Origin of the sequence: Microbacterium aoyamense, assembly GCF_023155855.1 — a bacterium.
Taxonomy (GTDB): Bacteria; Actinomycetota; Actinomycetes; order Actinomycetales; family Microbacteriaceae; genus Microbacterium; species Microbacterium aoyamense.
This window is the reverse complement of sequence record NZ_JAKNUT010000001.1, coordinates 481,088-501,853: the sequence shown is the minus strand read 5'-3', so window position 1 is coordinate 501,853 and position 20,766 is coordinate 481,088. Positions and strand designations below refer to the sequence as shown.

General features: G+C 67.7%; 19 protein-coding genes and 1 pseudogene. 14 read left to right on the top strand and 6 right to left on the bottom strand.

Annotated elements, in window-relative coordinates; translation table 11 throughout:
• Window positions 1-32: 32 nt before the first annotated feature.
• The 8 genes from MA876_RS02815 (at window position 33) to MA876_RS02780 (ending at window position 9,348) form a co-directional block, all read left to right on the top strand.
• Entirely contained in the window at window positions 33-803 is a 771-nt protein-coding gene (locus MA876_RS02815; protein WP_248145885.1) for a hypothetical protein, read from the top strand.
• Window positions 800-2,755, top strand: a complete 1,956-nt coding sequence (locus MA876_RS02810; RefSeq protein WP_248145883.1) for a YhgE/Pip domain-containing protein — start codon at window positions 800-802, stop codon at window positions 2,753-2,755. Before MA876_RS02815 ends, MA876_RS02810 begins: the two co-directional genes overlap by 4 nt.
• Before the next feature lie 67 nt (window positions 2,756-2,822).
• Window positions 2,823-4,235: a glutamate decarboxylase gene (gene gad, locus MA876_RS02805; protein ID WP_248145881.1), complete on the top strand. Its 1,413-nt coding sequence runs from the start codon at window positions 2,823-2,825 to the stop codon at window positions 4,233-4,235.
• A gap of 78 nt (window positions 4,236-4,313) precedes the next feature.
• On the top strand, window positions 4,314-5,024 hold the full coding sequence (locus MA876_RS02800; RefSeq protein ID WP_248145879.1) for a hypothetical protein: 711 nt from the start codon (window positions 4,314-4,316) through the stop codon (window positions 5,022-5,024).
• Between the two features lie 59 nt (window positions 5,025-5,083).
• Complete coding sequence (locus MA876_RS02795; protein WP_248145877.1) at window positions 5,084-6,103, top strand: hypothetical protein; 1,020 nt, start codon at window positions 5,084-5,086, stop codon at window positions 6,101-6,103.
• 3 nt (window positions 6,104-6,106) lie between these two features.
• Window positions 6,107-6,778, top strand: a complete 672-nt coding sequence (locus tag MA876_RS02790; protein WP_248145875.1) for a GAP family protein — start codon at window positions 6,107-6,109, stop codon at window positions 6,776-6,778.
• A gap of 6 nt (window positions 6,779-6,784) precedes the next feature.
• Window positions 6,785-8,428, top strand: a complete 1,644-nt coding sequence (locus tag MA876_RS02785) for a cation:proton antiporter (RefSeq protein ID WP_248145873.1) — start codon at window positions 6,785-6,787, stop codon at window positions 8,426-8,428.
• Between the two features lie 2 nt (window positions 8,429-8,430).
• Window positions 8,431-9,348: a DMT family transporter gene (locus MA876_RS02780; protein WP_248145871.1), complete on the top strand. Its 918-nt coding sequence runs from the start codon at window positions 8,431-8,433 to the stop codon at window positions 9,346-9,348.
• Window positions 9,349-9,381: 33 nt separating this feature from the next.
• Here the strand turns inward: MA876_RS02780 and MA876_RS02775 are convergent, their stop codons facing one another.
• From MA876_RS02775 to MA876_RS02765, 3 genes are all read right to left on the bottom strand, one after another.
• Window positions 9,382-10,467, bottom strand: a complete 1,086-nt coding sequence (locus MA876_RS02775) for a linear amide C-N hydrolase (protein ID WP_275561673.1) — start codon at window positions 10,465-10,467, stop codon at window positions 9,382-9,384.
• Between the two features lie 208 nt (window positions 10,468-10,675).
• The gene (locus MA876_RS02770) at window positions 10,676-11,035 is read right to left on the bottom strand and encodes a gamma-glutamylcyclotransferase family protein (protein ID WP_248145868.1); all 360 of its coding nucleotides are present in this window, start codon (window positions 11,033-11,035) and stop codon (window positions 10,676-10,678) included.
• Window positions 11,036-11,226: 191 nt separating this feature from the next.
• Entirely contained in the window at window positions 11,227-12,105 is an 879-nt protein-coding gene (locus tag MA876_RS02765) for a helix-turn-helix domain-containing protein (RefSeq protein WP_248145866.1), read from the bottom strand.
• A 190-nt stretch (window positions 12,106-12,295) separates the two neighbouring features.
• Between MA876_RS02765 and MA876_RS02760 the strand changes: the two are divergent.
• The 4 genes and pseudogenes from MA876_RS02760 to MA876_RS02745 all read left to right on the top strand — a co-directional run bounded on the left by MA876_RS02760 (window position 12,296) and on the right by MA876_RS02745 (window position 15,544).
• Window positions 12,296-13,434: pseudogene (locus tag MA876_RS02760) on the top strand (multidrug effflux MFS transporter).
• A 10-nt stretch (window positions 13,435-13,444) separates the two neighbouring features.
• Window positions 13,445-14,464 carry a zinc-dependent alcohol dehydrogenase family protein gene (locus MA876_RS02755; protein ID WP_248145864.1) on the top strand — a complete coding sequence of 340 codons (1,020 nt, stop codon included), beginning with the start codon at window positions 13,445-13,447 and terminating at the stop codon, window positions 14,462-14,464.
• 182 nt (window positions 14,465-14,646) lie between these two features.
• Window positions 14,647-15,012, top strand: a complete 366-nt coding sequence (locus MA876_RS02750) for a cyclophilin-like fold protein (RefSeq protein ID WP_248145862.1) — start codon at window positions 14,647-14,649, stop codon at window positions 15,010-15,012.
• 208 nt (window positions 15,013-15,220) lie between these two features.
• Entirely contained in the window at window positions 15,221-15,544 is a 324-nt protein-coding gene (locus MA876_RS02745; protein WP_248145860.1) for a dihydroxy-acid dehydratase domain-containing protein, read from the top strand.
• Here the strand turns inward: MA876_RS02745 and MA876_RS02740 are convergent.
• Window positions 15,537-16,316, bottom strand: coding sequence for an isocitrate lyase/PEP mutase family protein (locus tag MA876_RS02740; protein ID WP_248145858.1), 780 nt, complete (start codon window positions 16,314-16,316; stop codon window positions 15,537-15,539). The genes MA876_RS02745 and MA876_RS02740 overlap by 8 nt on opposite strands.
• Before the next feature lie 91 nt (window positions 16,317-16,407).
• Here MA876_RS02740 and MA876_RS02735 point away from each other — a divergent pair, with 91 nt between their 5' ends.
• A complete protein-coding gene (locus MA876_RS02735; RefSeq protein ID WP_248145856.1) occupies window positions 16,408-17,574 on the top strand; it encodes a thiolase family protein in 1,167 nt (388 codons plus the stop codon).
• On the opposite strand, the gene MA876_RS02730 is transcribed toward MA876_RS02735, so the two are convergent.
• Window positions 17,571-18,467, bottom strand: a complete 897-nt coding sequence (locus MA876_RS02730) for a universal stress protein (RefSeq protein WP_248145854.1) — start codon at window positions 18,465-18,467, stop codon at window positions 17,571-17,573. The genes MA876_RS02735 and MA876_RS02730 overlap by 4 nt on opposite strands.
• Window positions 18,464-19,939, bottom strand: coding sequence for an APC family permease (locus MA876_RS02725; protein ID WP_248145852.1), 1,476 nt, complete (start codon window positions 19,937-19,939; stop codon window positions 18,464-18,466). Before MA876_RS02725 ends, MA876_RS02730 begins: the two co-directional genes overlap by 4 nt.
• Before the next feature lie 119 nt (window positions 19,940-20,058).
• On the opposite strand from MA876_RS02725, the gene MA876_RS02720 reads away from it, so the two are divergent.
• Window positions 20,059-20,742, top strand: a complete 684-nt coding sequence (locus tag MA876_RS02720; RefSeq protein WP_248145850.1) for an SGNH/GDSL hydrolase family protein — start codon at window positions 20,059-20,061, stop codon at window positions 20,740-20,742.
• The last annotated feature ends 24 nt before the right edge of the window (window positions 20,743-20,766 follow it).

The following is a 20,766-nucleotide window of genomic DNA, read 5'->3' as shown; positions in this document are numbered from 1 at the left end:
CCGCGATGCAGGACGAGTGAAGGGGGAGAGCCGTGGCACTGCCGACGGAAGGAACAGCCACCGAGGGTGGCATCGAGACGCGAGGCGGTCGCCCGCCCGCGTTCGGCGAGACGCTGATCAAGGCTTCCGGCATCGGGGTCGACGCGTCGTGGGGCCACATCTACGGCCCCGTCGACCTCACCGTCCGCTCGGGCGGCGTGACAGTGCTCGTCGGCGCCGGCGGCCGAGGACGCCAGGCGCTGCTGCTGACCCTCGCCGGGCGGATGAAGCGGACGACCGGGCGGCTCGAGGCGTTCGGCCGGGTCGACGACGCGCACCATCTGTTCGACCGTGCCACGATCGCGAAGATCGACGAGGTCGACGGCATCGAGCAGACGATCCGTGTGCACGACATCGTGACCGAGCAGGTGCGCTGGGCGGCCAAGTGGTACCAGTGGGTGCCGCAGTCCACGCAAGAGGATCTCGAGCGCATCTGCCGGCCCGTCTTCGGCGACTACTCGCTGCCGACGATGGACGCGATGGTCGAAGAGCTGCCGGAGTTCACGGCGGCCATGTTCCGCATCGCCGTCGCCAACATCCGCAAGCCTCCGCTCCTCGTCGTCGGCGGCGTCGACACCCTCTCGAGCATCGAGAGCTCGCACCGGCTGCTCGAGCGTCTCATCGCCCTCGGGCGCGAGCAGACCGTCATCACGGCGGACGTCAACGGCGTCGCGGCCTGCGACGGGATCACCGACGTCATCGACGTCCCCAACCTGACCGACCACGAGTTCGCGGTCCTCGAACGAGAGGCATTCGGACGATGATCGCCGCATTCTCACCCGGCAGTGACTTCAAGCGCTACTACAGGGGACGGATGCCGCGCCTCGCGGTCGCGGTCATCATCCTCATGCCCCTGCTCTACGGGGCGCTGTACCTCTGGGCGTTCTGGAACCCGTTCGGCAACGTCGACGACCTGCCGGTCGCGATCGTCAACCTCGACGAGGGCGCCGAGTCGCAGGGCGAGCAGCTCGACGCGGGGACGCAGGTGACCCAGGGCATCGTCGACTCGAAGCAGCTCGACATCCATGTCGTCGGCGAAGAGGAGGGCGTCTCGGGCCTCGAGCACGGGCACTACGCCTTCACCGTCACGATCCCGAAGGACTTCAGCGAGTCGATCGTGTCGGCCGCCGCCGGAGACCCGCAGCAGGCGCAGCTCATCTTCACGTACAACGACGCCAACAACTACCTGTCGACCGTCATCGGACAGGATGCCGCGGCCGAGATCATCAACGAGGTCACCGCCCAGGTCGGCGAGCAGGTCTTCGAGGCCGTCGCGACCGGCATCAAGGCGGAGCTCCCCAAGCTCAAGCAGGCGGCCGCGGGCGTGGAAGAGCTCAACGCCGGCATGGAGGAGCTGGATGCGGGTGCCGCTGAGCTCGCCACGAATCTCGTGACCGCCAAGAACGGGGCGGCGACGCTGGACGCCGCGATCGACGAGCTCGTCGGCGCCGTCGACGGAGCCGTCGCGCAGGTCGAGCGTGCGGCGTCCACCAGTGGACTCACGAGCGACGAGCTGCGCGGCATCGTGGCATCCATCGACGCGAGCACCAACGCGCTCGCGAACGCGCTCGACGAGATCTCCGCGGCGAACGCACGGGCCCACGCCGAACTGCAGGCGATCATCGACGATCTCAACGCGACGGGAGAACCCGACCTGCAAGAGATCGCGGCACGGCTCGAGGGCGTGCAGCGCTCGATCGAGCAGAGTGCGGTGAGCCAGGACGTCGCCGTGGCGTTCGATCGACTCAAGACGGATGTCGACACGCTCGCAGCGGAGTTCAACAATCCGGGCAGCCGGATCAACGTCGTGCTCCGCTCGATCGAGACGGGTGGGATCAACAACACCCTCAATACGGTCACCGCGACAGCGGACCAGCTGCGCAGCGGCGCGGACCAGCTCTCGAGCGGTCTCGTGCAGCTCAGCGACGGAGCTACCGAGCTCGCCGCGAACACGCCGCTGCTCGTCGCCGGCACGAACGAACTGGCGGACGGTGTCGAAGCGGGCATGAAGCTCATCCCGACCTGGGACAACGCACAGCAGTCGAGCTTCATCAAGACGCTCGCCGACCCCGTCGTGATGAAGGAGGTCACCCACAACGAGGCCAAGACCTTCGCGTACGGCTTCGCACCCTTCTTCTTCGGACTCGCACTGTTCGTCGGCGGCATCATCGCGTGGATGCTGTTCAACCCGCTGCAGGCGCGACCGCTCGCTCAGGGCCTCGGTTCGTTCCGCGTCGTGCTCGCCTCGTACGCTCCGACGCTCGCGATCGGGTTCCTGCAGGCGACGATCCTGTACCTCGTCGTGCGGTTCGGGCTCGGGATGGAGTACGCCAATCCCGCAGGCACGTTCGGGTTCATGCTGCTCATGGTCGCCATGTTCATGGCGATGATCCAGATGTTCAACGCCGTGCTCGGCCCGGCCGTCGGCCGTGTGCTGACTCTCGCGTTCCTCATGGTGCAGCTCACCTCGGCGGGCGGCGTGTATCCCGTCGCCGTCACGACGCTGCCGTTCCAGTACATCCACTGGATCGATCCCATGACGGCGACGGTGACGGGTCTGAGGTTCATGATCCTGGGCGGCGCGGACTACCGGCTCTGGGTCGCGATCGGCACGATCGCGCTCCTCACGGTCGTCTTCCTCGCCATCTCGACGTGGGCCGCCCGACGGAACCGCCAGTACAACATGGACCGCCTCTACCCGCCGGTCGAGGTCTAGGAGGCGTCATCCAGGCCCGCTCGACACCAGTCATCCACTCGAAGCAAAACGAATCCAGGGAGCGAAAGTGACCACTGCAAACACCTCCAAGGCCCGCCAGTCGACGAACGTCGACTCGACGCTCAGCATCAACCCCGTCTTCGTCCGCCCGGGCGAGGCGACCGAGTTCGACAAGTTCACGCTGCCCGCCGGCCCGAGCCTGCCTGAGACGGCCTACCAGATCGTGCACGACGAGTCGATCCTCGACGGCAACTCGCGCCTCAATCTCGCGACGTTCGTCTCGACGTGGATGGATGACGAGGCGAAGAAGCTTTACCTCGAGTCCGCCGACAAGAACATGATCGACAAGGACGAGTATCCGGCGACTGCCGCGATCGAGGATCGCTGCTGGCGCATCCTGGCGAACCTGTGGCACGTGCCCGACGCGAGCGACACGGTCGGCACCTCGACGATCGGCTCGTCGGAGGCGTGCATGCTCGGCGGTCTCGCGCTCAAGCGCCTCTGGCAGGAGAAGCGGAAGGCCGAGGGCAAGCCGATCGACAAGCCCAACCTCATCATGTCGGCGGCCGTGCAGGTCGTGTGGGAGAAGTTCTGCAACTACTGGGACGTCGAGCCGCGGTACGTGCCGGTCACGCCGGACCACATCATCCTCGACGGCTACAACCTCGAGGACTACGTCGACGAGAACACGATCGGCGTCGTGTCGATCCTGGGCCAGACCTTCACAGGCCTGTACGACGACGCGATCGCGATCTCGAAGAAGCTCGACGAGATCCAGGAGAAGACGGGCCTCGACGTCAAGATCCACATCGACGGGGCATCCGGTGCCATGGTCGCCCCGTTCTGCCAGCCCGATCTGGTGTGGGACTTCCAGCTGCCGCGCGTGAACTCGATCTCGACGTCGGGCCACAAGTACGGCCTGGTCTACCCGGGTGTCGGATGGGTCGTGTGGCGCAACACCGCTGTGCTGCCCGAGAGCATGATCTTCCACGTGAGCTACCTGGGCGGCGACATGCCGACCCTGGCCCTCAACTTCTCGCGCCCGGGCTCTCAGGTACTGCTGCAGTACTACCAGTTCCTCCGTCTCGGCTTCGAGGGCTACCGCGAGGTGCAGCAGAACTCGATCGACGTGGCGACCTACCTCTCGAGCGAGATCGAGAAGATCGGGCCGTTCGACCTCGTGAGCAGGGGCGACACGATCCCCGTGTTCGCATGGGTGCTCAAGGACGGCTACACCGACAAGTGGAGCCTCTACGACCTCGCCGACCGTCTGCGCATGAAGGGCTGGCTCGTACCGGCCTACCCCATGGCCGATGACATGGCGGATGTCGTGCTGCAGCGCATCGTCGTGAAGGTCGGCCTGAGCCGCGACCTCGCGTCGGCGCTTCTGTCCGACATCAAGGGCGAGGTGGCGTTCCTCGACGCGCTCGATGTGCCCTTGCCCGACACGGCTGCGAGCGGATCGCACTTCCACCACTGACTCGATGACGCGAAGGGGAGGGCGTCCGCGGGCGCCCTCCCCTGCGCATCGAGTCCGGCATCCGGAATGGAGACCGACATGACGACAACGACAGCGGAGCACGCCCGGCCACGCCGCTTCTTCATTCCCACCGTCACGAAGCAGTGCTGGGGATTCATGATCGGCTCCGCCTTCTTCGCGCTCGCATCGACTCCAGGACTCAGCGAGGCGATGGGCTCGAGCACCGCGAACCTCCTCTGCTTCATCGGCGCGTGGTTCTTCACGACGGCGGGGCTCATGCAGCTCTTCCTGAGCGGTGCCGTCTCGGTGCCGGTCCACTACGCGCCCGGCCGCATGGTGCGAGCCGAGTGGCTCGCCGCGGCCACCCAGTCGTTCGGCACGATCATGTTCAACATCTCGACGACCGCCGCCCTGACCGCCAAGAGCATCTCGGCGCAGGAGCATTACGTGTGGAATCCGGATGCCGGAGGCTCCGTCGCGTTCCTCGCGAGCGGACTCCTCGCTTTCGTCGCCTATTCGCACAGTGCCAAGCTCTGGGACCTCGGCAAACGCGCATGGTGGTCGGTGCTCATCAACTTCGTCGGCTGCGTCGCGTTCGCCTTCTCGGCGATCGGTGCCTACATCCTGCCCAGTGGAGACTCGTTCGACGGCAGCCTCGCGAACAACGGGACCTTCATCGGCGCCCTGTGCTTCCTCGTCGCCTCTCTCATCGTCCTGCCGCAGTGGGGCCGTCCAGCGCGCCGTCATCGTGGCGCGGTCGGTGGCGAGTACTCGCCGGTCATCCAGTGAGCGGCTCCGCTCGTGCCGTCTCGCCGGTCAGCACGTCAGAGTCCGTGGAGCGCATCGACATGACCGAGCGCACACCCAAGCCGCTCGACGACGAATCCGCCGCGATCGTCCTCGGTGCCGTCGTGTTCGTCGCGGCGGCAGTCGTCGCCGTCGTCGTCTTCTGGGGACGTGCGCTGCCGATCGCCGGCGCCGGTTCCATCGGCACGTTCGTCGCAATCGCCGCCGCGGCGAGTGCAGCGGTCTCCTTCGGCGTCGGCCGGCTCGTGGCATCCCGCTTGCACATCGGCGGGATCGCGGGGCGCACACGCTCCCGCTACCTGTGGTTCGATCTCATCGCGCTGTCGATCGCGCACGCGGCGATCGCCCTGCTCGGCTGGATCGGCGTCGCGACCGTCATGGAGGACGCCTTCCTGGGCGCGACGCTCTACACGTCCCCCGCCGTCGTGCTCGCCGGTGCCGCCACGGCGCTCACCGCCTACGCCTCGTACCTCTCGGCGCTCGCCCTGTCGCCCAAGCACCTGTCACTCGTCCTCGCGGTCTTCCTCGTCGTGGGCGTGATGAGCGCCATGCTCAGCTCGAGCGACCCGCTCTGGTGGCAGATGAACCTCTCGGCGCTCGGTATCACGCACGACATCTCGTCACTGACGTTCAACCTCACGCTCATCGTGTCGGGTGTCATCATCACGACCATCGCGCGCTTCGGCACGGCATCTCTTCCGTCCGTCACGGTGGCCGATCGGCGTCGCCTGTGGATCGTGCGATCGGTCTTCATCCTGTTGGGCGTGCTGCTCGCATGCGTCGGGATCTTCCCCGTGGATCGCTTCTTCCTACTGCACAACACGGTCGCGACCGGCATGGCCGTCGCCTACGGGCTCCTGGTGATCGGCGCTCCGTGGCTGTTGCCGTCGCTGCCGCGCACCTTCCTCGTCCTCGGCTACGTGTTCGTGGCCGGCATCGTCGCGCTCACGATCCTGTTCTTCGCGGGGGTGTACAACCTGACGGCGGTCGAGCTCGTCGCCGGCCTCATGATCTTCGCGTGGGTCATCCTGTTCCTGCGGAACGTCCAGCAGAGCGAGTGACGCATGCTGATCGTCCTGGCAGACCTGCTCACGATCGCCGTCGCCGTCGCGATCAGTCCCCTCGCGATCGTCGCGGTGATCCTGATGGCGACCGCCGGCAAAGGGCGCTCGAACGGCACGGCCTTCGTGCTGGGCTGCTACGTCTTCATGATCGTGTTCGTCGGGGTGCTCGTGCTCATCGGTCGCGCGGCGGGTGCGGAGGAAGGGCATTCGATCCCGCGGCTGCTCGTCGACGGCATCGAGATCGTGCTCGGCCTCGTGCTTCTGGCCATGGCGGTCATGCAGTGGCGCAAGCGAGGCTCGACGCACACGCCCGCCTGGATGGAGCGTCTCGACAGTCTGTCGCTCTGGCAGGCGTTCCTCGTGGGCGTGCTGCTCGCCGGCCCGCTCTCGCCCAAGGATCTGCCGTTGCTCATCGCGGCCGGCGGACGCATCTCGCAATCCGCGCTGCCCGTCGAGCAGATCGTCGCCGTCATCCTGATCTTCGCGCTGATCGGCATCATCGCGATCGCGATCCCGTGGATCGTGAGCGTCGTCGCACCGGGCAGAGCCGAGGCCACGCTCAGCCGCCCGCGCGAGTGGCTCGTCGCCAATCACGCCGTGATCGTCACCGTGCTCTTCGTGATCCTCGGGTTCAAGCTCATCGGCTCGGGCATCGCGGACCTGGCGGGGTGACGGCGGATGTCGATCGAAGTCCTGCTGCTCATCGTCATCGCGGTGATCGTGATCGTGTTCGCGTCGACCTTCGCGAGTCGCATCGGCGTCGCCGGCCCGCTCGTGCTCGTCGCGGTCGGCGTGGGAATCAGCCTCATCCCGGCCGTTCCCGCGTTCGCCGTCGAACCCGCGCTCATCCTCGTCGGAGTGCTCCCGCCGCTCCTGTACTCGTCCGCCGTCTCGGCGCCGGCGATCGAGCTGCGACGCGACCTGCGCGCCATCGGCGGCCTCGCGATCCTGCTCGTGATCGTGAGTTCGGTGCTCCTGGGCCTCTTCTTCTGGTGGGCGATCCCCGGTCTCGGCCTGCCGCTCGGCATCGCTCTCGGAGCGATCCTCAGCCCGACCGACGCGGTCGCGACCTCCATCGTCCGCAAGCAAGGGGTGCCGCGACGCGTCGTCACCCTGCTCGAGGGCGAGAGTCTGCTCAACGACGCCACCGCCCTCGTGCTGCTGCGCACCGCGATCGCCGCGACGGCCGCGGGGTTCTCGTTCGTCGCGACCCTCGGAGCGTTCGCGTGGGCGGTGCTCTCGGCGGTCGTGATCGGCGCGGCGGCGGGATTCCTCGCCCTTCGCCTGCGGATGTGGACCCGCAATGCGACGGCGAGCACGGCGGTCGGGCTCGTCGTGCCCTATCTCGCGTACCTTCCCACCGATGCCGTCGGCGGGTCGGGCCTCGTCGCGGCGGTCGTGGCGGGAGTCGTGTGCGGCCAGGGGGCGGTGCGGTGGCTCACGCCCGAGCAGCGCATCTCGGACCGCATGACGTGGCGCACGGTCGAGTTCATCCTCGAGGGCGCGGTCTTCCTCATCATGGGCCTCGAGCTGTGGGGGATCGTCTCGAAGAACCTCGCGGCCGACGAGGGACTGCTCCGGGGGCTGGGGATCGCCGCTGCCGCGTTCGTGCTGCTGATCCTCGTGCGCGGCGCCTACGTCGTGCCCATGCTGTCGTTCCACGGCGCCCGCGTACGAAGAGCCACCCGTCGCCGGCTCGACCCTGCGCGAGCTCCGAGCGAGAGACGCGCGGGGAGGATCCGCGCCGACGTCGACTACTTCGAGTCGTCGCCGCTGACCTGGCGTCACAGCGTCGTCGTCACGTGGGCCGGCATGCGCGGCGTCGTCACGCTCGCCGCCGCCCAGACGCTTCCGCGGGACACCCCTGAACGCGAACTGCTGATCTTCATCGCGTTCGCCGTCGCCGCGGGCAGCCTCCTCATCCAGGGTCTGACGCTTCCCGCCGTCGCCCGTCTGGTCGGACTCGGCACGGCGACGACGACGGCGCTTCCGCGGCGTGTCCTCCGTGACGTCGACCGCCGGCTGCGAGAAGCCGCGCACGAGGCCATCGGGAGTCGCTCGCTCCGCCGCGCGCATGGGACGTTCTCCGATGAGATCTACGCTCACCCCCCGTCACGATTCCTCACGGTGCTCGATGCGCCAGAGGAGCCGTCCACGCGAGAGTCGCTCGAATTCGAGCTCGCGGTCATCGAGGTCATGCGAGCCCGGCTGCGGCAGCTCGCGGCATCCGGTCGCTACAGCACCACCGTTGTGCGCTACATCTTCGACGAACTCGACGCGTACGAGATCAGCGTCAAGCTCCACCTCGAAAGCGAAGGATGACCATGGAACCCGAATCGTTCCCCATCGCGGGCATCGCTCTGGCGCTCGCCTCCGCCGCCGCGCTCTCGGTCGGCAATCTGCTGCAGTCGCGCGGCATGGAGAGGATGGAGCAGCGGATGGATGCCGGTGCCACCGGCTCGCCCGTCGGACATCTCGTGCGCAATCGCTTCTGGCTGCTGGGCACGGTGCTTCTCGGTGCGGCGATCCTGCTGCAGATGGGCAGCCTCGCCTTCGCGCCGCTCATCGTCGTGCAGCCGATCGGCGTCGCCGCGCTCGTCTTCACGGTGCTGCTGACCGCGATCGTCGCGAAGCGCCGACCCGCGAAGAGCGTCGTGCGCGCGATCGCGGTCTGCGTCATCGGTGTCGCGGCGTTCGTCACGGTCGCCGCGCTCGTGAGCACGCAGCACGCCATCCGCGATGAGCAGCTCATCGCCGTTCTCGTCGTGCTCGGCAGCGTCCTGATCGTGACCGCGGTCGTCATGATCGCGGGTCGTGCGACACCGACGCCACCGCTCTTCTGGGTGATCCTCGGCGGGGTGTACTCGGCTTTCGTCGCGACGCTCGGCAAGACGGTGATCCTGCGCATCCAGACGGCGCTGAAGGGTCATGACTTCTCCCTCGACGCGACGAACCTGCTCACCCTCGGCTGCATCCTGGGGATCGGGATCGCAGGCGGCCTGTCGATCTACTTCGTCCAGCGCGCGCACGTCGGCAACAAGCCCGAGGTCGTCGTGGCGGGTCTGACCGTGATCGACCCGACCGTGGCGGTCGTGCTGGGCATCACGATCCTCGGCGAAGCGAGCGATGCTCCGGTGTGGTCGGTCCTCGCGTTCATCGCAGCCGGTGCCGTCGCGGTCGCCGGGGTCTTCCTGCTTTCGCGCGCGGAGCAGAGGGTATCTGTGGAGGGCGCCGCAACCTGACCTTGCGATGGCTCTTGCGCGCAGCCGACGGTGTCAGGACTTCTTCTTGGTGCCGACGAGGCTCTGAACTGCGTTCTGGACCTCCGCGAATTCATCCTGCTTGCGGGCCACGAACTCGAGCGCGTCCAGCCCGATGGCCAGCAGCTCCGAATCGAGGCGACCGACGTCCCTGAACTGATGACTCGCGTTGCCGGCCATGCCGTCCTCGAGCGCCAGTCGACCTACGAGGTCGAGCTTGAGCACCTTCGTTCCCTCGTTGAAACTCAGCTCGTCGAAGTCGACCCAGACGATGTTCGGTCGAGTCGTCGATTCGAAGGCGTACCGCCTGTTGGTGAGGTCGAGCACCACCTGCCAGATGGTCTGCGATGCGTCCGGCTTGCCCGGTTCGGGCGTTCGGAACGGCTGCGCGGCGTTGCGGATGATGCTGAACATCGCCGACATCGCCTCGATCTGCGTCTTCGGCTGGTTCTGGTGGGCGACGTAGAACGACGCGCGGGCGAATCGATCGCTTGCGAGGGTGGATCCCCCGAGCGGCTCGTCTCCTCCGAGGCCCGCGACCTCCTTCACGAGTTCGAGCTGCTTGTCGAAGGTGGGCGAGTTCGTCATCACCTGGTACTCACGGCTGTGGTAGACCTTCGGCTTGCCGTCGGTGTACTCGATGATCGCCGAGTCGCCGGTCGCGTCGTTGATCGCCAGGTGCAGAGTGGGCACGATGTGACCGGTCGGGTCGAACAGCTGTGCGATCTGCACCTGCGACTCGTTCGTCCACGCGACAGCCTCGGCGACGGTCGCGAAGTTGTCGAGGTAGTACTGCAGCCAGATCGCCTGGCTCAACTGGATCGCGTTCGCTTCAGGCTTGCCGTAGTCGGACTCGGCCAGCCAGAGAATGTGCCCAGCGAAGCCCTCCTCGTTCATCCCGTCGCACGCGATGATGTCGAAGGCCGTCGCGATGACGCTGCCGTACTTCGCCTTCCACGTCAGATTGCCGTGGACGCCGTCGGAGCGCTCGATTCCGCGCGGGAGCTTCCAGAGATTCGAGAGCAGGTCCATGTGGAAGTCCATGTTCCGGCCGACGATGACCGAACCGTTCGCATCGGGCCATACAACTCGTGTGCACATGTCGCCGTGTTCCCCTCGTGGATGAGAGCCCGACCGTCCGGAACGGACCGTTCGTTCTCGAGATCAGCTTGGCGGGGACACAGCGACCAGACCTCAGGAAGCACGCGAGTTCACCCGCGGGATCACCCTTCGATCATCCGCCGTCGGCCATGTGCGGAGATACCTGTGCTCACGGCAAGAGGTCGCCGATGGTGGTCGCGGCGCGCGATCACGCGCCTGACGCGGCGAGCGCGTAGACGTGCGCCTCGATCGATGTTCCTTCTTCGGTCTCGACCGCGATGAGCACGCGCTCGTATTCGTCGCCCTCGAACTCGTCCAGCCGTGGCCAGTGGTCGGCGAGGTCGACCGAGGTGAGCACCAGGACGGCGACGACGGGGCCGGCCGGATCGATGATCAACCCCGGGAAGCCCGAACCGGCGGCCCATCCGCGATCGACGAGGTGCCCGCGGACGGTGCCGGTCGACCACTTGCCATCGATCATCTCGAGTTCATGCGCGTTCTTCCTGCCCGGCGCGAGGGATCCGTAGACCGCAAGCCGCTGCGGCTCGCCCAGAGGAGCATCCGTCATACCGACATTCTCGCGGAGCCCACGAGGAACGCGGTCGCTGGGCGCGGAGCGCACCCGACCCCCGTGCGTCGGAGGAGAGCTGACTCGCCGTCGTTGCCCGGGCTCACGGACCACGTTCGTCGACCGCTCGTCGTAGACCGCGCCGAAGGCGAGCAATTGCCGCGCCCGCCCTTGGCGCGGGTGTGCCGGTCTCAGCCGGACAGCGGGGCAGTCGGTGAGGATTCGGTCGTCCAAGAGGCGAGGAGCTGCAGGCGTTCGGCGGAGGGTGAGCCGGGTTCGGCGGTGTAGATGAGGAGCACCTGTCCTGGGTCGGCGGTGAGGGCGAGCTCTTCGTAGACGAGGGTGACCTCGCCGACGACGGGGTGGACGAACCGCTTGGTGCCGGCTCCGTGGGTGCGTACGTTGTGCGCTGCCCAGAGAGTGCGAAAAAAGTCGCTGCGCGTGGAGAGCTCCCCGACGAGATCCTGGATGCCTTTGTCGTGGGGGTCTCGGCCGGCCTCGCTGCGGATCACTGCGACGCACATGTCGGCGAACGTGTCCCAGTCGGGGTAGAAGTCGTGCGAGGCGGGGTCGAGGAACTGGAAGCGGGCGAAGTTCGGCGTTCGACCGCCGTCGCCGATGAGCGGTGAGTAGAACGCACGTCCGAGCTCGTTGAACGCGATCAGGTTCTGCCGCTGATCACGGACGACGGCGACGGCGTCCTTGATCGACGCCAGCGCCCATTCGAGGCTCGCGCGCGGCGGCCCGGGCTTGCTTGCGCGACGGCGCTGTCGTCCGGACGAGGGGATGCCGTCCGCGTTTCGGGCGAGGTCGAGGAGATGCGCATGCTCGGCATCGTTGAGCTGCAGGGCGCGTGAAATGGCGTCGAGCACTGCGCCGGATGCGCCGGCGATCGAGCCGCGCTCGAGCTTGGCGTAGTACTCGACACTGACACCGGCGAGGGTCGCGACCTCGCTGCGGCGGAGCCCCTTGACGCGGCGGTTCGTACCGGCCGAGATGCCGGCCGCAGCGGGGGAGACCCTTTCGCGTCGGGTCATGAGGAACTCGCGTACCTCTTCTCGGTTGTCCATGCCCCTACGGTAGAGCGGTCCATCGCGGGATGGGGTTCCCTGCCGGTACACCCCTCAGCAGAGACTCCCGCTGCGCCGCGCGAGGTTGCACGCTTGAGCCATGCCCGAGACGCCCTCCACCGTGACGCCCGCGTCGTCCAGACTGCTGCCGACGCTGCTGCTCCTGCTGACGGTGTTCGGCCCGATCTCGATGGATCTGTATCTGCCCGCGCTGCCCGCCTTGACGGCTGAGCTGGGAGCGGTGACGTCCGTCGCACAGCTCACCGTGACCGCGTGCCTGATCGGTTTGGCCGCGGGGCAGCTCATCGCCGGGCCGCTGTCGGACCGCTACGGCCGCCGCGGCGTCCTACTGGTCGGGATCATCGCGTACATCGTGACCTCGGCGCTGTGCGCGTTCAGCCCCACGGTCGAACTGCTGATCCTTGCCCGACTGGTGCAGGGGCTCGCGGGCGGCGTCGGCATCGTTATTGCGCAGGCGGCCGGTCGGGACGTCTACACGGGCTCGGCGTTGATCCGCTTCTACGGCCGCCTCACGGTCGTGGGCGGGTTGGCGGCCATCGTCGGACCGCTTCTCGGCGGCATCCTGAACACCGTGACCGACTGGCGCGGACTGTTCGTCTTCCTCGCCGCGATCGGCGCCGGCATCCTGATCATCAGCCTTCTCGTCTTCCGTGAGACGCTCCCGTGGAGCAGCGCACATCGGGCGGTTTCGGCCAGACGATGCGGGACTTCCGCACCCTGCTGACGGACCAGGTCTTCCTGGGTGCGGTCCTCAATCAGGGCTTCCTCTATGCCGCGCTTTTCGCATACCTGTCCGGTGCGACGTACGTCCTTCAGGACATCTACGGCCTCAGCCCGCTCGCGTACGCGCTCGCATTCGGACTCAACTCCGCCGGATTCATGACCTTCGGATATCTCGCCGGGCGCGCCGCGGAAAGGTGGAGCATCGATGGCACACTGAGCATCGGCATCCTCGTCACCGGTGCGGGAGCGGCCGGTCTTCTCATGGCCGGATTGGCGCCGATGCCGTTGTGGGTCGTGATCGTGGCGCTGTTCCTTCTCGCGAGCGGCGTCGCGATCTCGTCCCCGCCGGCCACGACACTCGCACTCGCCGACTACCCGCAGATGGCGGGCACCGCCTCTTCGCTCTTGGGCATGGTCCGCTTCGGATTCGGCGGCATCGCGGCACCTCTCGTCGGTGTCGCCGGTGCCACCAACATCCTGCCCCTCGGGCTCGTGACCGTCATCGCGGTGATCCTCGCCGGCGCCGCCTACTTCCTGCTCGCCCGAACGGCGACGCCCGCACCCCACCCAACCCCCATCAGCTGAGGAGACCACCATGCGTGGAGTCATCCTGTACGCGCCCGGCGACGTCCGGGTCGAAGACCGCGTCGACCCGAGAATCGTCGAGCCGACCGACGCGATCATCAAGATCACCGCGACTTGCATCTGCGGATCCGACCTGTGGCCGTACCGTGGCGCCGAGCCGGTCGATCATGCGCCGATGGGCCACGAGTACGTCGGCGTCGTCACCGAGATCGGCGCCGAGGTGAAGACCCTCGTCGTCGGCGACTTCGTTGTCGGATCGTTCTGGTCATCCGACAACACCTGCGAGATCTGCCAGTCCGGATACCAGTCCTACTGCGTCCACCGCACCCTCATGGGCACGATCGGCACGCAGGCCGAGTACGCCCGCATCCCCCTCGCCGACGGCACCCTCGTCGCGACACCCGGGCAGCCCGACGCCGACCTCATCCCCTCCCTGCTCGCCGCCTCCGACGTCCTCGGGACCGGCTGGTTCGCCGCCGTCGCCGCACAGGCGGGTCCCGGAAAGACGGTCGCCGTCGTCGGCGACGGCGCCGTCGGACTGCTCGGCATCCTCGCCGCGAAGGAACTCGGTGCCGAACGCATCATCGCCATGTCACGCCACGCCGACCGCCAAGCGCTCGCGCGACACTTCGGCGCAACCGACATCGTCGAGGAGCGCGGCGATGCCGGTGTGGCACGGATCAAGGAACTCACAGGCGGACTCGGCGCGCACAGCGTCATAGAGGCAGTTGGAACGCAGGAGTCGATGCAACAGGCGATGCGCTCCACCCGCCCGGGCGGCCACGTCGGATTCGTCGGCGTCTCGCACGCCGTGTCTATCGACGGTCTCGAACTCTTCGGGGCAGGCATCCACCTGCACGGCGGTGCAGCGCCCGTCCGTCAATACCTTCCCGAGTTCATCCGACTGATCACCGAACGTCAGATCGACCCCGGCGCCGTCTTCGACCTCACCCTGCCCCTCGAAGATGCCGCCGAGGGCTACAGGGCCATGGACGAGCGTCGCGCCACCAAAGTGATGCTCACACCGTAAGGGGAGACCTGTCGATGAATCGCCGCCTCTCTGCCGCCGCCTGTTCCGCGCTCGTTGTCGCTGCGCTGACAGCGTGCGCACCCGAACAGTCGGATGTCATCCCGAGCCGAGCGGCCTTCTCGACCGCGTCGCCCCTCGCATCCACCATCCCAACCGCGTCATCCGAGACCTCTGGAGAATCCGTGCCGCAGAGCATCACGCCCATCACGATCGACATCGACGGAACCGAGTACACCGGCACGCTCGATACGTCGAGAATCGCCGCGTCCTTCGCGGCACAGTTGCCGTTGACCCTGTCGTTCGAGGACTACGGACGCCAGGAGAAGATCGCTCCCCTCCCGACCGCTCCTGACACGTCCGACGCACCCGCGAGCAGCAGTGCACCCGTCGGCGCGATCGCGTACTACGCACCGGCGAACTCGATCGTCCTCTACTACGCCAGCGTCGGGAGCTTCGCCGGCATAATGCCGATCGGCACATTCGACGACCCCGCGGGTCTCCAGGGGATCACGACCGACTTCACCGCGACCATCCGGATCGCGGACTGACCGGCGCTGCGGACCACCCACGTCCTCCGAAGACGCGGCGTGTGCGAAACTCACCACATGCCGCAGTGGAGCGCCCGTGACGCAGTCGAGGTGTCGCCGTTCGGTGTCGTCCCCAGGAGCGGCCCCGGACCTTTCGTCGAATCGACTCCCCGCAGAGGATCCGGCGGCAACAGGATCGAACTGCACGTCGGAGAGTGAGGCGACGGGGATGCCGTCATTGCGCAGCACCGAGTGGTACGCGGGCGACGATCGGAACGCGTACATCCATCGGGCGTGGATGCGTCGAGGTGTGCCGTCGACAGCGTTCGAAGGTCGTCCGCAGATCGCGATCGCCAATACCGCTTCCGATCTCACGCCGTGCAACTCCCACCTCGACGAGGTCGCTCAGTCGGTCCAGAACGGCAATCAGCGGGCCGGCATCCACCTCTCGAACCATCCGAGCACGCGCGTCGCGAAGTCGATGTGCGCGGCGCACACGGCGTCGGAGCTCGACACTGCGCGCGGTCTGTCGCGTTCGGATGGGCTCAGTTGAGCGCGCGCGTCGAATCCGGGATGACGCCCTCGGCGTACAGGTCGGCCGCGACGTCCTGCAGCGCTGTCAGCGCGACGCGCTGCGTCATCGGCCCATACGAGATGCGGGCCACACCAAGGGCTTCGTAGTCGGCGGCGCGCAGGGCACCCGGAAGCCCGATCACGCTGACTTTGCGCTCGCCGATGCCGTCCACGAGGCGGCGCGCGACGTCGGCATCCACGATTCCCGGCACGAAGACCACGTCGGCACCGGCGTCGAGGTACGCGCGGCCGCGTTCGATGGCATCGGCGATCGACGCGTCGAGCGGGCGGTCACCGCCACGGATGAGCGCGTCGGTGCGCGCGTTGAGCGCGAACGGCACTCCCTCCGCTTCGCCCGCCGCGATGATCGCCGCGACCGCGGCCACCGACTCGTCGAGGGGCTTGAGCCGATCCTCGACGTTGGCACCGACGACACCCACGCCGATCGCACGGCGCACGGTCTCGCCGGGATTGCCGTAACCCGCGTCCAGATCGGCCGAGACCGGCAGATCGCCGGCCGCCTCGACGATGCGCCCCACCATGTCGAGCATCGTGGCGAGCGGGATCTTCTCGCCGTCCTCGTATCCGAAGGTCGCGGCGATCGAGTGGCCCGCAGTGGCGATGGCCCGCGTCTCGGGCAGTGCCGCGACGGCTCTCGCCGACACGGCATCCCACACGTTCACGACGCGGAGGATCTCGGGTGCGGCATGCAGTCGGGCGAGGGTGCGGGCCTTATCGGTCTGTGCAGTCATCCCTCCACGCTAGCCGCGCCGCGGCCGCGACGGCCGGGTTCCGTCGTCGACGCGCAGAGCGCACTACGGTTGACCCGGATAGGAGTCGACGATGACCACCTGGATCTACGACGCCGTGCGCACGCCGTTCGGCCGCGCCGGTGGCGCGCTCTCGGGCATCCGGCCCGACGATCTCGCGGCCGTGGCGATGAAGGCCCTCGTCGAGCGGACCGGCCTCGACGCGGCATCCATCGACGACGTCCTCTTCGGCGACGCGAACCAGGCCGGGGAGGACAACCGCAACGTTGCGCGGTTCGGCGCTCTGCTCGCGGGCTTCCCCACGAGCGTCCCTGGCGCGACGGTCAACCGCCTGTGCGGATCGTCGATGGAGGCCGTGATCCAGGGCTCCCGTGCGATCGAGGCGGGCGATGCGCGCATCGTGCTCGCGGGCGGGGTCGAGTCGATGAGCCGCGCTCCGTACGTCGTCGAAAAGGCCTCGAAGCCTTTTGCTGCGATCGGCAATCCGACGATGTGGAACACCGCGATCGGCTGGCGCATGACGAACCCCGCCCTCCCGAAAGAGTGGACGATCTCGAACGGTCAGTCGGCCGAGAAGCTCGCCGGCATCTACGACATCTCGCGCGAGCAGCAGGACGCCTTCGCCCTGCGCAGCCACCGCCTCGCCGCCGAGGCGTGGGCATCCGGCGCCTACGACGCCGAGATCGTGCCAGTGCCCGGAATCGAGCTCGCGCGCGACGAGGGCATCCGCGATGACACGACCCTCGAGAAGCTCGGCACCCTCAAAGCGCTTTTCGCCGCCGACGGCACGGTCACGGCGGGCAACTCCTCGCCGATCAACGACGGCGCGTCGGCGATCCTTCTGGGGGCGGAGGGGGCGATGGATGCCGAGCCCCTCGCCCGGATCACGGGCCGCGGTGTCTTCGGCAACGATCCCGACGTCTTCGGCGTCGCGCCGGTCGAGGCGGCGAACCGTGCGCTCGCGCGCGCAGGCCGGACGTGGGCGGACGTCGACCTCGTCGAGCTGAACGAGGCCTTCGCGTCGCAGTCGCTCGCGTGCCTCGCGGGCTGGCCGGAGCTCGACCCCGAGCGCGTCAACATTCACGGTGGCGCGATCGCGATCGGGCATCCTCTCGGCGCCTCGGGCGGGCGCGTCATCGGTCACGCCGCGCACGAATTGAAGCGCCGAGGTGGGGGAGTCGCGGTCGCGGCGCTATGCATCGGCGTCGGTCAGGGGCTGGCGGTCGTGCTCGAGCGTTAGTGGCCTGGGCTTCCCGGCACGATCACGACGGGTACGGGCGCGTGGCGCACGATCTTCGACGCGCTCGAACCAAGGAAGACCTGCGCGAGGCGGTGCGTCGAGGACGATCCGAGCACGAGCAGGTCGCCGTCCGCCCAGTCGATCGAGCCGATCGCGGCGCCCCAGTCCGGGCCACCGGCGGTCGTCACCTCGAGATTCTCCGGGGTGAAGCCCATCGACGACAGGTGAGCGGCGGCTTCGGCTTGGGCGGATGCCGCTTGTGTCGCCCACAGGTCGATCACCTGCGTCTCCGCATGACTGACATCGCTCGTGACGGGCCGCCGCACCGGGCTGACGAGGAACGTCACGACGCGCAGCTTCGCCGATGACCGGCGACAGATCTCCGCGACCCGCGTCAGGAGCGACCAGCTCCGGTCGTCGTCGCGGAAACCCACCGTGACACGGGCCACGCCGCTGGACGTCTGGTAGTCGCGCGGAGCGATGGCCACTGGCACCGTCGACGAATGCAGCAGTCGGTCGGTCTTCGATGTGAGGCGGATGCGGCCGGGCTCGGCGTCGCCACTCGATGCGACCACGAGGATCTCGGCGTCCCTCGCCTCAGCCTGCTCGAGCAGCGTCTGCGGCACCGACCTGCCCGGAACCCAGACGGCGGAGCCGTCGATTTCGGGATGCCGCGCCAGATCGGCTGCGGCGAGTGCCGCGCTGTCGGCGCCGACGGTCTCGGCCCAGTGCGCGAACTCCCGATCGGTACCCGCCGCCGCAGGCGTGCCCCACCCGCGCGGGATGACCGACACCGCCACCACGGGCTGCGGCGCCGAACGCGCGAGCTGACACGCGAGCTCGATCGCCCCACGATCGTTCTCGTGCGGACCGTAGCCGACGACGTAGGTCACTTCTCGTCCTCGGGGTGGATCGGCTCGGCGATCTCCTCGTCCGAGGTGTAGCTGTTGAGCGTCGCGTGCCGGCGGCCGTAGAAGAGGTAGAAGACGAAAACGAGCACGAGCCAGCTCCCGCACACGATCCAGGTGACGGGCCGCAGACTCACGAGCACGTAGACGCACACGATGACGGTGAGGATCGGGACGACGGGGTACAGCGGAACCCTGAACGGGCGCTCTAGATCGGGCTGCCGTCGTCGCAGCACGATGAGCGAGATCGCGACCACGCTGAAGGCCACGAGCGTGCCGAACGACACGCTGTCCCACAGGTACTCCGAAGGCACGAAGCCGGCAACGATCGCGACGAGGATCGACACGATCACGGTGTTGAAGACGGGCGTGCCGTGCTTGGCGCTGACGGTGAGGAATCTCTTCGACACCATGCCGTCGCGCGCGATGGAGAACAGGATGCGCGTCTGTCCGTACAGGGTCACGAGCGTCACCGAGAAGACCGAGATGACGGCGCCGGCCGCCAGGATCGTCGCCCAGATCGGTGTGCCCGTGACGATCTCCATGATCTTCGCGAGACCGGCTTCGCCGGCCTCGGGGGTCGAGAACCACTCGACCGGCTGGGCGGCGACACCGGCGATCGCGACGAGGACGTAGAAGACGGTGACGATGAGCAGCGCGCCGATGATCGCGCGCGGAATGGCCTTCTGGGGATTCCTCACCTCCTCGCTGGCCGTCGCGATCGCATCGAGGCCGATGTAGGAGAAGAAGATGACCCCCGCCGCGCCGCTGATGCCGGAAGCCTGGGCGAAGAAGTTCGAGAAGTGGTCGGCGTTGAACGCCGTGAACCCGATCACGATGAACATCGCGAGCACGCTGAGCTTGATGATCACCATGATCGCGTTGACGGTCGCCGACTCCGAGGCGCCGCGGATGAGCAGCAGCATGCACAGGACCACGAGGATGATCGCGGGGAGGTTCACGATGCCTCCCGTCGCGACGCCGTCGCTGCCGGGGACGAACGACGCCGAGAGCTCCGGCGGGAGCTGCCAGCCGAACAGGTGATGGAGGAGCTCGTTGAAGTAGCCGCTCCACCCGACCGCGACCGCCGAGACGGCGACGCCGTACTCGAGCAGCACGCAGCCGCCGACGAGGATCGCCGCCCCCTCGCCGAGCGAGTGGTAGGTGAAGGAATAGCTCGAGCCGCTCACCGGGATCGATGACGAGAGCTCGGCGTAGCAGAGCGCCGCGAGTCCGGCGGCGATCGCGGCGAGGATGAACGAGATGATCACGGCGGGACCCGCCAGCGGAATCGACTCGCTCAACACGAAGAAGATGCCCGTGCCGATCGTCGCGCCGACGCCGAACATCATCAGCTGGAAGGTGCCCAGATTGCGCTTGAGCTCTTCGCCCGGGTGATGCTTGCGCTGGAAGATGATGGGCTTGCGGCGGAGCAGCTGCTGTCCGAGCGAGGGCATTCCGACCTCCAACGAGGGTTCGACGTACCGGTAGTCGAGGTTGCCCAAGTCTGGTGCCGCTCTCGTCGCAGGGCAAGGCCCTCATCGATCCGTACCGGGCTCGGCGACGAAGATGGAGCATGCGTCGTTTCGCCCGAGTCCGTGCGGTGTTCGGTGTGCTCGCGGTCAGCGTGGGACTGTCCGCATGCGCAGCGACGCCTGCTCCTCCGGTCGCGGGCGACGGGCCGGTCGTCGCCTTCTACGGTGACTCGTACACGCTCGGCACCGGAGCGAGCGACCCGTCCTTGCGGTGGTCGTCGATCGTGAGCGCCGCGCGCGGGTGGCGCGAGTTCAACCCGAGCGTCAACGGTCTCGGCTTCGTGAACAACCGCGCCACGACGGGGGAGGGCGACCTCCCCGAACAGATCATCGCGCAGGATCCTGAGGTCGTGTTCGTCACGATGGGACTGAACGACAACTTCAGCTTCGATCGTGCGGGCGATCGCATCCATCTCGCCATCCGAGACGACCTCACCCGTCTGCGCGAGGCGTTGCCCGACGCGCGCTTCGTCGTCGTCGAACCGTTCTGGTACACCGCCGAGCGGCCGAACTCGCTCGACACGATCACCGGCTGGGTCCAGGAAGAGGCCGACGCGATCGGTGCGGACTGGATCCCGGGAGCCAGCCGTTGGCTGGACGGTCACTACGCTCGCGACGCCGACAGTTGGATGGCCGCCGACGGCCTGCATCCGAGCGATGTCGGCTACGCCGAGATGGCGAAGCGGATGGATGCCGCGCTCCGCGCGCTCGACCCCGCTCTGTAGGCGGCGGCCACCGCTATCGTGGCG

Bases quoted from the DNA above. Each gene is read 5' to 3' on its own strand.
- MA876_RS02810 (WP_248145883.1), top strand. From the start codon at position 800: ATGATCGCCGCATTCTCACCCGGCAGTGACTTCAAGCGCTACTACAGG.
- MA876_RS02800 (WP_248145879.1), top strand. From the start codon at position 4,314: ATGACGACAACGACAGCGGAGCACGCCCGGCCACGCCGCTTCTTCATT.
- MA876_RS02795 (WP_248145877.1), top strand. From the start codon at position 5,084: ATGACCGAGCGCACACCCAAGCCGCTCGACGACGAATCCGCCGCGATC.
- MA876_RS02790 (WP_248145875.1), top strand. From the start codon at position 6,107: ATGCTGATCGTCCTGGCAGACCTGCTCACGATCGCCGTCGCCGTCGCG.
- MA876_RS02785 (WP_248145873.1), top strand. From the start codon at position 6,785: ATGTCGATCGAAGTCCTGCTGCTCATCGTCATCGCGGTGATCGTGATC.
- MA876_RS02780 (WP_248145871.1), top strand. From the start codon at position 8,431: ATGGAACCCGAATCGTTCCCCATCGCGGGCATCGCTCTGGCGCTCGCC.
- MA876_RS02775 (WP_275561673.1), bottom strand. From the start codon at position 10,467: ATGTGCACACGAGTTGTATGGCCCGATGCGAACGGTTCGGTCATCGTC.
- MA876_RS02770 (WP_248145868.1), bottom strand. From the start codon at position 11,035: ATGACGGATGCTCCTCTGGGCGAGCCGCAGCGGCTTGCGGTCTACGGA.
- MA876_RS02765 (WP_248145866.1), bottom strand. From the start codon at position 12,105: ATGGACAACCGAGAAGAGGTACGCGAGTTCCTCATGACCCGACGCGAA.
- MA876_RS02755 (WP_248145864.1), top strand. From the start codon at position 13,445: ATGCGTGGAGTCATCCTGTACGCGCCCGGCGACGTCCGGGTCGAAGAC.
- MA876_RS02745 (WP_248145860.1), top strand. From the start codon at position 15,221: ATGCCGTCATTGCGCAGCACCGAGTGGTACGCGGGCGACGATCGGAAC.
- MA876_RS02740 (WP_248145858.1), bottom strand. From the start codon at position 16,316: ATGACTGCACAGACCGATAAGGCCCGCACCCTCGCCCGACTGCATGCC.
- MA876_RS02735 (WP_248145856.1), top strand. From the start codon at position 16,408: ATGACCACCTGGATCTACGACGCCGTGCGCACGCCGTTCGGCCGCGCC.
- MA876_RS02725 (WP_248145852.1), bottom strand. From the start codon at position 19,939: ATGCCCTCGCTCGGACAGCAGCTGCTCCGCCGCAAGCCCATCATCTTC.
- MA876_RS02720 (WP_248145850.1), top strand. From the start codon at position 20,059: ATGCGTCGTTTCGCCCGAGTCCGTGCGGTGTTCGGTGTGCTCGCGGTC.